Annotated in this window: 12 protein-coding genes and 1 pseudogene; 4 read left to right on the plus strand and 9 right to left on the minus strand. The window is 64.5% G+C overall.

Annotated elements, in window-relative coordinates; all coding sequences use genetic code 11:
* Positions 1–65: 65 nt before the first annotated feature.
* The 5 genes from IVA92_RS09880 to fliI form a co-directional block, all read right to left on the minus strand.
* Complete coding sequence (locus IVA92_RS09880; RefSeq protein ID WP_247280849.1) at positions 66–1,025, minus strand: AraC family transcriptional regulator; 960 nt, start codon at positions 1,023–1,025, stop codon at positions 66–68.
* 255 nt (positions 1,026–1,280) lie between these two features.
* Positions 1,281–2,321 (minus strand): anti-sigma factor, encoded by a 1,041-nt coding sequence (locus IVA92_RS09885; RefSeq protein ID WP_247280850.1) that lies wholly within the window; start codon positions 2,319–2,321, stop codon positions 1,281–1,283.
* Between the two features lie 77 nt (positions 2,322–2,398).
* Entirely contained in the window at positions 2,399–2,944 is a 546-nt protein-coding gene (locus IVA92_RS09890) for a sigma-70 family RNA polymerase sigma factor (protein ID WP_247280851.1), read from the minus strand.
* 175 nt (positions 2,945–3,119) lie between these two features.
* Positions 3,120–3,539 (minus strand): flagellar export protein FliJ, encoded by a 420-nt coding sequence (fliJ, locus tag IVA92_RS09895; RefSeq protein ID WP_011084990.1) that lies wholly within the window; start codon positions 3,537–3,539, stop codon positions 3,120–3,122.
* Positions 3,540–3,660: 121 nt separating this feature from the next.
* Positions 3,661–4,986, minus strand: a complete 1,326-nt coding sequence (gene fliI, locus IVA92_RS09900; protein ID WP_247280852.1) for a flagellar protein export ATPase FliI — start codon at positions 4,984–4,986, stop codon at positions 3,661–3,663.
* Positions 4,987–5,401: 415 nt separating this feature from the next.
* Here fliI and IVA92_RS09905 point away from each other — a divergent pair, with 415 nt between their 5' ends.
* The 4 genes from IVA92_RS09905 to IVA92_RS09920 all read left to right on the plus strand — a co-directional run bounded on the left by IVA92_RS09905 (position 5,402) and on the right by IVA92_RS09920 (position 8,232).
* Positions 5,402–6,103: a response regulator transcription factor gene (locus IVA92_RS09905; RefSeq protein WP_016848562.1), complete on the plus strand. Its 702-nt coding sequence runs from the start codon at positions 5,402–5,404 to the stop codon at positions 6,101–6,103.
* Positions 6,104–6,269: 166 nt separating this feature from the next.
* The gene (locus tag IVA92_RS09910) at positions 6,270–6,674 is read left to right on the plus strand and encodes a DUF350 domain-containing protein (protein ID WP_100181150.1); all 405 of its coding nucleotides are present in this window, start codon (positions 6,270–6,272) and stop codon (positions 6,672–6,674) included.
* A 1-nt stretch (position 6,675) separates the two neighbouring features.
* Positions 6,676–7,068: a hypothetical protein gene (locus tag IVA92_RS09915; RefSeq protein ID WP_247280853.1), complete on the plus strand. Its 393-nt coding sequence runs from the start codon at positions 6,676–6,678 to the stop codon at positions 7,066–7,068.
* A gap of 3 nt (positions 7,069–7,071) precedes the next feature.
* Positions 7,072–8,232, plus strand: a complete 1,161-nt coding sequence (locus tag IVA92_RS09920; protein WP_247280854.1) for a glutathionylspermidine synthase family protein — start codon at positions 7,072–7,074, stop codon at positions 8,230–8,232.
* 18 nt (positions 8,233–8,250) lie between these two features.
* Here IVA92_RS09920 and IVA92_RS09925 read toward each other — a convergent pair whose 3' ends face one another.
* From IVA92_RS09925 to IVA92_RS09940, 4 genes and pseudogenes are all read right to left on the minus strand, one after another.
* Positions 8,251–9,123 (minus strand): protein-glutamate O-methyltransferase CheR, encoded by an 873-nt coding sequence (locus tag IVA92_RS09925; protein WP_247280855.1) that lies wholly within the window; start codon positions 9,121–9,123, stop codon positions 8,251–8,253.
* Complete coding sequence (locus tag IVA92_RS09930) at positions 9,120–10,307, minus strand: chemotaxis response regulator protein-glutamate methylesterase (RefSeq protein ID WP_247280856.1); 1,188 nt, start codon at positions 10,305–10,307, stop codon at positions 9,120–9,122. Before IVA92_RS09930 ends, IVA92_RS09925 begins: the two co-directional genes overlap by 4 nt.
* Before the next feature lie 75 nt (positions 10,308–10,382).
* Positions 10,383–10,748: a response regulator gene (locus tag IVA92_RS09935; protein WP_007600538.1), complete on the minus strand. Its 366-nt coding sequence runs from the start codon at positions 10,746–10,748 to the stop codon at positions 10,383–10,385.
* A gap of 72 nt (positions 10,749–10,820) precedes the next feature.
* Positions 10,821–10,942, minus strand: a pseudogene (locus IVA92_RS09940) (chemotaxis protein CheW); the annotation flags it as partial.

Below are 10,942 nucleotides of genomic sequence, written 5' to 3' on the forward strand. Positions count from 1 at the left end.
CGCATTCGGCCGCCTTGACCAACTGCGGCAGCATTGACGCGCCGGACAAGATTAGACCGGCCGGATCACGCCTCGCGCAGTTCCGACGGCGTCGCGCCGAAGCGCTTGCGGAAGGCGCGATTGAAATAGGACAGATCGGAAAAGCCTGAGGAATGCGCGATGTCGCTGATCTTGCGCGTCCTGGCGCGGGGATCGCAGAGCAGTTTGCGCGCCTGGAGCAGGCGCTGCTCCAGCACGAATTCGGTGAAGGTCGTGCCGGCCTGCTCGAACAGGCGCTGCGCCTGGCGCGGGCTGAGGCCCGAGCGCGTCGCGATCTCGGACAGGCAGAGATCGTTGCGGCCGAGCGCCGCCATCACGTCGGCGCGCATGAGATCGAGACGGGCCGCCGCATGCCCGCGTCCGCGCGCAAGGCTGGCATGCTCGGCGTCGGTCCCGAGCAGAAGACCGACGAGATCAATCATGTGCTGCGCGGTCAGACGCTGCCCGACCGCATCGAGATGCGGCGCCTGATTGGCGGCGAGCGCATGGTAGCGGAAGATGGTCTCGGCGACCGCGCCGTCGGAGAGCACCTGCGACAGCTTCTCCTCTGCGCGCGGATTGATGTCGAGCAGCGCGCGGCGCGGCATGCGGATGGTAGTGAAGCGCTCCTCGTCGGTGTGGCCGACAGTGCCGGTGATGCTCATGTCGGCGAGCACCATCTGCGCCGGCGCGAGTTCGACGGTGTGACCGTTCTGCCCGACGCGGACGCGGCCCGCATGTCCGGCAATCAGGACGACATCGTCGCGGCCGTCGGCAAGGTGGCTCTGCGTGCGTGAATATTGTGCGGAAGCGCCTTCGGGAATGGCGAGCGCGATGTTGTCGACGACGCTGACCTGGAGCCGGCAGTCGATGCTGTCGCCCCGGCTCGGCGCGATATCGAGGCCGCAGGACCCGAAGACCCGCTCGCGCCAGTGCTCGAACTCCGGACCGTGCGGCAGCCCCGCATATTGGTGAATGAAGATGCCGGGAGCCTTCACTGCATCCATCTGATTTTCTCACCCTCTCCGGCATCGCGCTCAGCGGCGCCGCCTTCAAATTCTGGGCATTTGACGCCGCCAAGTGCAGCCAGGTTCAAATCGGGCGCGGGAATCGGCGGGACTTGTCGGATTACGACGACAGGATGGACCGTGGCGACAGTTTCTGCTGGTAGCTCGGAGCAGAGCGGAATGCCGGACAGTGGTCGTCCGGATTGCGCTCCATCCGGGCCACGACGCTCTTCGCCAGGACGATGAAATGTTGGGCTACTTCGCCGGCTGCGCCGGCGGCACGGTTTCGATCAGCTTGCCGGAAAACACCGGCGCCGAGGTCGGCTGGCCATTGGGCGAACCGCCGGCCTGCTCGACCGTGACGGCGTAAGTCGCGCCGTTGACGACGTCGAAATCGTAGGAAGCCAGCAGCGGACGCGCGGTGAAATCGCTAGCACCGATCACGCCGAGCGAACGCGGGCGCGGCAGCTTGTCGGAGATCAGCCAGAGCTCGAAGCTCTTGCCGGGCTCCGGGGTCGCGCCGACCTTGCGGACCGTGAAATTCCGCGTCGCGCCGTCGATGGTGAGAATGAAGGCGGGGCCGCCGCCCTGGCCCTGCAGCAGCGCGACATATTGCGCGGAGGGGGCGAGCGGCGCGGCCGGTGTCTTCACTTCCACAGTCTGGATGCGCGGCGCGGGACGCAAGGCACCCGGCAACGCATCAGGGAGGAATATCTGAAGCGACAGCGCCACGAGCAGCGCGGCCGCAAGCGCGCCGACGGCGGATGCGATGTTGCGCCAGCGCTTCACGCGCCCCTCGATACGGATCACATTGCCGTCCTCGACGGCCGGCGCCTGCGGCGCGCGGCCGACGTTGAGATCCGGAGCATGGACCTGCGGCATGAACTGCGGCGCGATGTCCGGAATAGCGTCGGGCTCGGCACGCGATGTCTGCGGCTGCTCCGCTTCGGGATGCTGCGGCTCCGGGGACTGCACGCCGGCCGTCGACGATTCCGAAGAGGCAATGTCCAGCGAAGGCAATTCCGGTATGGGTGGCGGTGCAGCCTCGACATGCGGCTCCTGCGCAAGGGTCGTGCGCGCGATCTCGGACCTGATGTTCTCCCACACGATCGGGCGCGGCTCGACCAAGCCGACCATCTGGTTGAGCGCGCCGAGCCGGAAGGCCCAGGCCTGCACGATATCGGCGAACGCCTTGTCCACCGCCATCATGGTCTCGACCTGCACGCGCTCGTCGGCGTCGAGCGTACCGAGCGCATATTCCGCGGCGAGCGCGATATGGTCCTCCGTGTAGGCCATCACTGTCCTTCATCTCTCCCCATTGGGGAGAGGTGGACAGTCGTTGCCGCGCTGGTACCTGCCACTCTCATCATCCACTAAAGCCCGAGGCACTCCCGGATATCCAGCATGCTGCGCCGCAGCCACGTCTTCACCGTGTTGACAGGCGCAACGAATTTCTCCGCCAATTGCTCACGGCTCCAACCGTTGTAATAGGCGAGAAGCACGAGCCGCTGGCGGTCCGGCTCGAGCCGGCCGATACATTCCAGGAGCCGTTTCAACTCCTCGGTCATCTCCCTCCGCGCCAGCGGATCAGGACTATCGGCCGCCACCTCCATCGCCTGAGGCTCTTCCTCGATGGAGACTTCCGACTTCTTGCGCACAACGTCGATCGCGCGGTTGCGGGCGATCGACGCCATCCACGTGATCGGCGAGGACATGGCCGGATTGAACTGGCCGGCGCTGTTCCAGATCTTGACGTAGGTCTCCTGAATGACCTCCTCTGCGAGATCCTGCCGGCGCAAGATACGGAGCACGACGCCGTAAAGTTTCGCGCGCGTGGCGACGTAGAGCCGCTCGAATGCGGCCTGATCGCCCTTCGCCACCGCCTCAATCAGCCCGACCAGCTCTGCTGGCGTCAGCATTCAGCCCCCCACCGCCCGTCGCTTTCCGCGCAAGCCCAGGCACGTCGCTACCATAGCGCGCGACAAACCTGACCACCAAGAGGCGCCGCGCCTCCACTGTGGACAGCAAATATGAAAACCCGGACCTTGCGGTCCGGGTTTGGCAGATTTCTCGGCGGTCGGGCTGCTGGCGCCGTTAGGCGACGGCGCCGATGCGGGCGCGCATCAGGCCGATGCTGTCGAGGTCGGCCTGCTCGCGGGCGTTCTCTTCGGCGCGCTCGCGGGCCTGGTCACGCTCGTCGAGGAGCTCGACCTTCTTCAACTCCTCGAAGGCTTCGGCCAATGCGGCCTTGGCTTCGTCGAGTTGGCCCTTGAGCTCGTCGGCCGAGCGGGTCAGGTTCTCGCGGCGCTGGATCGCAGCCTTGGCATAGGTCGGGTAGGCGAAGTGCGAGGGATCGTTGATCCCGGCGCGCTCCTGCTCGGTTTGGATCTCGCGCTCGAGATCAACCGACATCCGCTGGAAGTCGGCGATCATGGTCTCGATCTGGGTGACCCGGCGGCGCTTCTCGTCGACCTGAAATTTCTTCAGGCGAATGAGGGTATCACGTGACTTCATCGACTCGTACTCCCCAGAAGTCCCCTCGCTGCACGTGGGACGGCACCGGTCTCCCCACAGGCCCGATTGCGGCCAAGACCGGCTCTGCTACTCTGTGGGATCGGATGATGACCTGACAAAGTTAGCGTTCCGTTTCCAAATCACCCAGGATTTGCGCCAACTGGCGATAGCCGTCCGCGAGTGATGCATTTTCGTCCTTGCGCTGGCGGAGGAAGGCCTCGAGCGGCTCGTGCAGGCGGATCGCTTCGTCGACCTCGGGGCTGGAGCCGGCCCGGTAGGCGCCAAGCCGGATCAATTCCTCCATGTCGGCATAGGTCGCCATCACCTGTCGTGCCCGCTGGATGGTTGGCCAGAATTGCGGATCGGCCGATTTCGGCATGGTGCGGGAGACGGATTTGAGGATGTTGATGGCGGGGTAGCGACCGCGCTCGGCGATCGAGCGCTGCATCACGATATGGCCGTCGAGGATACCGCGGACGGCGTCCGCAATTGGCTCATTATGATCGTCGCCGTCGACCAGCACCGTGAAGATCGCGGTGATGGCGCCCTCTCCCAGTCCGGGTCCGGCGCGCTCCAGGAGTTTGGGCAATTCGGTGAACACGGTCGGCGTGTAGCCCTTGGCAGTCGGCGGCTCGCCGGCGGATAGACCAATCTCGCGCTGGGCCATGGCAAAGCGCGTCACCGAGTCCATCAGGCAGAGCACGTCCTTGTCCTCGTCGCGAAAATACTCAGCGACCGCGAGCGTCAGATACGCCGCCTGGCGGCGCATAAGCGCCGGCTCGTCCGAGGTCGCCACCACCACGACGGAGCGCGCAAGGCCCTCCTCGCCGAGATCGTCCTGCAAGAATTCCTGCACCTCGCGGCCGCGTTCGCCGATCAGCCCGATGACGCTGACCGCCGCATCGACGTTGCGCGCCAGCATCGACAGCAGCACCGACTTGCCGACTCCGGAGCCCGCGAAGATTCCCATGCGCTGGCCCCGGCAGCAGGTGAGAAAGGTGTTCATCGCGCGCACGCCGAGGTCGAGCGGGGCGCCGACGCGCTTGCGCGAATGCGCGGGCGGCGGCGTATTGCGGAACGGCATCGGCGAGGAACCTTGCGGCAGGGGCCCCTTGCCGTCGATCGGCTCGCCCAGCGCATTGACGACGCGGCCGAGCCAGGCCGCTGACGGCCGCACTTGATTGGCGGCATTGGCGATGACCGCCTTGCAGCCGCGGCGCACGCCGTCGAGGCCGGCGAACGGCATCACCACGGCATTGTTGCCGGAGAAGCCGATCACCTCGCAGGGGATCGAGCGGTTGGCACCGGTCTCGATCACCAGCCGCGCACCCACCGACATTGCGTGAATGGGACCAGCCACCTCGACCATGAGGCCGCGCACGCCGACTACACGGCCGTAGATGTTGACGCCGTCGATGTCGCCGATCTGTTCGGCCAAAGCCTTCATAGGTGGGCCTTCATGAGGTGCGCGCCTTCGTCGTCCGGGGCTTCAAGGTGAAAACCTTAAGTTTCGCCATATTTCTGAACGGCGCTTAACTTCGTGTTTACCCGCATCATTAATCATTGCGTCACTGTCTTTGAGACTGAGCGTGACTTCCCTTCAGAAGAAGACTGAGTCGCGGGAGTCGGTTAGGCCCGTCTCTTAAAGTGGAGCTTGAACGGAATCGGGTGACGAAAGCTGCTTCGCACGCAAGACCTTAGGGCGATTCGACAAAAATTGCACCGGGGGGACTTGCGTTCCAGAATCAGAGTTTGTTAACCATCTGTTGTCAGGATCCGAATCAGTTGTTCAAAGGCGTTTTGTTGAGTGCCGCGAATGCGGCCGACCTGACGCCCAGGAGCGGCGACTATGGGGAACTGGCATGCGCGTTTTGCTGATTGAAGATGACAGCGCCGTCGCGCAGTCGATCGAGCTGATGTTGAAGTCGGAGAGCTTCAACGTCTACACGACCGATTTGGGGGAAGAAGGCGTCGATCTCGGTAAACTATACGATTACGACATTATTCTCCTCGACCTCAATCTGCCCGACATGTCCGGCTACGACGTGCTCAAGCAGCTCCGGGTCTCCAAGATCAAGACACCCATTCTGATCCTCTCCGGCCTCGCCGGCATTGAGGACAAGGTCAAGGGTCTCGGCGTCGGCGCCGACGACTACATGACCAAGCCCTTCCACAAGGACGAGCTGGTGGCCCGCATCCACGCGATCGTGCGCCGCTCCAAGGGCCATGCCCAGTCGGTCATCCAGACCGGCGACCTCGTCGTCAACCTCGACACCAAGACGGTGGAAGTCGGCGGCCAACGCGTGCATCTGACCGGCAAGGAATATCAGATGCTGGAGCTCCTCAGCTTGCGCAAGGGCACGACCCTCACCAAGGAAATGTTCCTCAACCATCTCTATGGCGGCATGGACGAGCCGGAGCTGAAGATCATCGACGTCTTCATCTGCAAGCTCCGCAAGAAGCTCGCCAACGCCTCCGAGGGACGCAACTTCATCGAGACCGTGTGGGGCCGCGGCTACGTGCTGCGCGAGCCGCACGAGGCCGACGAGCGCATCCCGGCCTGATCCTGGTTTACGTCGCGAACCCTCGGGCTCGCTCCTCCCAGCCTGAACCCCGCCGCAAATGGCGGGGTTTTGTTTTTTGGGGACGCCAAGGCGCCTCATCGTCCTCCCGACATTGAACCGCTATCCTTTCTCCGCCGACGAATGGTCGCTGCACGATGGGGGAACGATGATCCTGCAATCACTCGCCGGCCTGCCCGCCTTCCTGGTCTATTTCTGCACCGGGCTGATCGCCATCGTGGCCTATCTGTTCGTCTACACGCGCATCACTGCGCATAACGAATTCCAGCTCATCCGCGACAACGAGCCGGCCGCGGCGATTGCGCTCGGCCTCAGCCTGCTCGGCTTCGTGGCACCGCTGGTCAGCGCCATCGCCCATTCGGCCAATGTGCTCGATTGCCTGATCTGGGCGACGATCGCACTGGTCGTGCAGGTCATCGTGTTCTTCCTCGTGAAGGTCCCGGTGCCGAACCTGTCGGCGCGGATCTCTGCCGGCGAGCTTGCCCCGGCGATCTGGCTTGGCCTGTCCTCGCTCGCCGCGGGCCTGCTGAACGCCGCCTGCATGATCTACTGACATGGCCGACAAACCCTCCAAAAAGGAGTTCGGCAAGCGCCGGCAAGTGGCCGAGCTACCGCCTCGGAGGCCGCCGGTGAAGCGCTCCGGCCATGTTGCACTGCTGGTGATGGGCACGATCGCGGTCGGCACCACCGCCTACACGATGATGCCGCAGACCTGCGAGCCGCCTCCGCCCGGAACGGAAGCGCCAGCTCAGGCGAGCACCCCGTGCAGCAGCCGAAGCAGTTCCTCGAGCGGTGGCAGCAGCTCGCGTTGGTCGTCGCGATCGAGCTTCTTCAGCAGCGATTCCTCGAGCCATTCCTCGTCGGGAACGTCGTCCGAGTCGGGCTCCGGCAGCGTGAGCCGCGGCGGCTTCGGCTCGTTTGGCCATGGCTTTTCAAGCGGCGGCTGATCCATGCAACGCATCGTCTGTCTCGAGCGCAACGACTGGCGAGAAACCGCAGCGCAATGCGGTTTCGTCTTCCACACCATCGACGGCGAACGCTATTGGGACGAGCGCGCTTATTACAGCTTCACCCTCGACGAGATCGAGCGCGACATCGAGACGCCGACCGGCGAGATCGAGGCGATGTGTCTGGAGCTTGCCGGCCGCGTCATCGGCGACGAGCGCTACCTGCGCAGCCTGAAGATTCCGCGAGCATTTTGGACCTTGATTGCCGAGAGCTGGGAGCGCGACGACCGCAGCCTCTATGGCCGGCTCGATCTCAAGTTCGACGGCGAAGGTCCGGCAAAGCTGCTCGAATACAATGCGGATACGCCGACTTCGATCTTCGAAGCCGCGGTATTTCAATGGACATGGCTCGAGCAGGCGATCGAACGGCGCATCATTCCGTCGCGTGCCGACCAGTTCAACTCCATCCACGAGCGGCTGATCGCCGCGTGGAAGGAGATCGCCGCCGGCCGCCACGTCCATCTCACCGGCATTACCGGCAATGAGGAAGACGCCGGCACGCTGGCTTATCTCGAAGACACCGCGCGCCAGGCGGGGCTCTCGACCAGGCTGCTCGACATCGAGGCGGTCGGCTGGCGCGATGATGGTGGCGGCTTCGTCGATCTCGACGATTGCGATATCGGGCTGGCCTTCAAGCTCTATCCCTGGGAGTGGATGTTCCACGACGCCTTCGGCGCCAAGCTCAAGGACGCACCGACGCGCTGGATCGAACCGCCGTGGAAGGCCGTGCTCTCCAACAAGGGAATCCTGCCGCTGCTGTGGGAGATGTTTCCGAACCATCCCAATTTGCTGCCGGCCTTCTTCGAGGATGATCCTCGCGCTGCTGAACTCGGAACGTCCTATGTGCGCAAGCCGCTGCTGTCGCGTGAAGGCGCCAATGTCACGCTTGTATCTGGCGGCATGCCGCTCGACGCGCAGGCGGGCCCTTACGGCGCCGAAGGTTTCGTGCGGCAGGCGCTATCACCGCTGCCGAACTTTTCAGGCTTCTATCCTGTGATTGGAAGCTGGCTGGTGAACCACGAGCCGTGTGGCCTCTCGATCCGCGAAGACGAGAGCCCGATCACGGGCAACCGCTCGCGGTTTCTGCCACATGCGATATTGTGAGGCGTATGACAGATGAGATCACCGCGCCGCAGCCACCTTCAACGACGGCGGCATCAAACCGCCCATAGGGCGGCCGGAGCGCAAGGGGTTGAGCTGGTAGAGACCGCGGCGATCGGCGATGGGGCGGAACGCATCGGAGATGCCGATGACGGATTCGGCGGCGCCAAGCAGCAGCGTGCCGTCGGCCGCCATGCCCTTCGCCATCCGCTCGAAGATCACCGCCTTGGTGTCCTGGTCGAAATAGATCAGCACGTTACGGCAGAAGATCACGTCGAACGTGCCGAGATGGGAGAAGTCCTGCAACAGATTGAGCTGGCGGAACTGCACCATCGATCGAATGTCGGGATTGAGCTGCCAGACGTCCCCGACTTGCGTGAAGTGTTTCACGAGGAGCTGAATCGGCAGGCCGCGCTGCACCTCGAACTGGCTGTAGATGCCGGCTTTGGATTTCTCCAGCACCTCCTGCGACAGATCGGTGGCGACGATCTCGATACGCCAGCCGGCGAGCGCAGCACCCATCTCCTTCAGGCACATCGCGATCGAATAGGGCTCCTGCCCCGTCGACGATGCCGCTGACCAGATCCGGAGTGACCTGCGCGCCGCGCGCGCCTGGACCAGACCTGGAATGATCGTCTCGCGCAAATGGTCGAACGGGATCTTGTCGCGGAAGAAGAAGGTCTCGTTGGTGGTCATGGCTTCGACCACGTCGGTCGCGAGCCGGCCGTCACCATTCCTGATCTTCAACACGAGATCGGGAATGCCCGATAGGCTCGCCTTGCGGGCCAGCGGCAGCAGCCGGCTCTCGACCAGATATTGCTTGTCGGCCGACAGGTCGAGACCGGAGCGCTCCTTCAGGAACTTGCGCAAATATTCGTAGTCAACCGGCGTCACGAGCGGTCCCCCGCGAACAGACGATTGACCTTGGCGCCGATCTGGTTGAGCGGCAGGATCGCCGCGCAGATGCCGGCATTGGCGGCCGCGCCCGGCATGCCCCAGACGACGCTGGAAGCCTCATCCTGCGCGATGACACTGCCGCCGGCAGCGACGATGTCCTTGCCGCCGCGCATGCCGTCGGAGCCCATACCCGTCAGGATCACGGAGAGGATGCCGCCGTGCCAGATGTCGATGGCGGAGGTGAAGAGCGGGTCGACCGCAGGCTTGCAGAAATTGACGGCGGGGCCGTCGTCGAGCGCGATCACAGTGTCGGTGCCGCTGCGCACGACGCGCATGTGCTTGCCGCCGGGCGCCAGGTAAATCCGTCCCCGCTTCACCGGCTCGCCGTCGATCGCCTCGGCCGCCGGCTTGCGGCTCGAACGCGCCAGATGCTCGGCAAGAATGGTGGTGAAGGTCGGCGGCATGTGCTGGGTGATCAGCACCGGGACGCGATCGATCACCGGGCCGAGTTCGGTGACGAGCGCCATCAGCGCCTGCGGACCGCCGGTTGAGGAGCCGATCAGCAGCACCTTTGGCGCCTGGGTCGAGAACGGGCGCGTGGCCGGCGCTGCCGCCGACGGCGCGGCCGAAGCCGGCGCGGCGGACCGCGCGACGGCCGGTGCACGTACAACCGGCGCGGGGCTCGCGGGCGCCAGCGGCGGACTCGCAACCGTGGACCTCCTGCGCAGGCGCGCGCCGAGGTGGCGGATCTTCTGGACCAAATCGTGGTGGAAGATGTCCGCGGCCGACGCCTCGCGCGTCGATTCCGGCTTCGGAATGTAGTCGGCCGCGCCGAGCGACAACGCCCTGAAGCTGATCTCCGCGTTACGGCGGGTCAGCGTCGAGGCCATGATGATGACCAGATCGCGCTTCTTCGCCAGCAGTTGCGGCAGCGCCGAGAGGCCGTCGAGCTCGGGCATTTCGATGTCGAGCACGGCGACATCGGGGTTGATGCGTTCGATCTGGTTGACCGCCTCGAGCCCGGTGCGCAGCGAGGCCGCAACCTCCATGTCGTGCTCGGCACCGACCCAGCGCGAGATCAGACCGCGAATAACGACGGAATCGTCGACGATCATCACCCGCAACGGCCCCGCCTCGCGCGACGAGCCCGTGGTCGAATTACCTGCGAACGCAACACTCATTACTCACCAACTCAGACTGAAACGGTTCAGTTGAAAACAAGCGCCGAAGGATCCGTTCAGCCTCCGGGCGATCGCTCAGATAAGGCCGACTTCCTGGAATTTCGCCGTCACGATGTCCTTGTCGAAGGGCTTCATGATGTACTCGTTGGCACCGGCGTGCAGCGCGCGCGCGATGTGCGCGACGTCGTTCTCGGTGGTGCAGAACACCACCTTGGGCTGGTCGCCTCCGGGCATGCGCCTGAGATGGCCGAGGAACTCGTAGCCGTCCATGACGGGCATGTTCCAATCGAGCAGCACCGCATCGGGCAAGCCGCGCTTGCAGGCTTCCAGCGCCTTCTCACCGTCTTCGGCTTCGAGGATCTGGAAGTCGAGGCCCTCCAGGATCCGGCGCGCAACCTTGCGGATGACGCTGGAATCATCAACGACGAGACAAGTTCGCATGTGAACCTCTGCTTCCTTCCCCTTTGCCGGGGCGCTTTCAGTTGCAGGCCCGATGACGGCGATGCCGCCGTATCAGGCTGCCATCATCTCGGGCGCGAGCTCGAGGACGCGATCGACGTCGAGGACGACCATGAGCTGGCCGTCGAGGCGGTGGACGCCGCCGGCGAGCTTGGCCATGCGGGGGTCGAGGTTGA

Source organism: Bradyrhizobium sp. 154 (genome assembly GCF_023073875.1).
GTDB lineage: Bacteria > Pseudomonadota > Alphaproteobacteria > Rhizobiales > Xanthobacteraceae > Bradyrhizobium.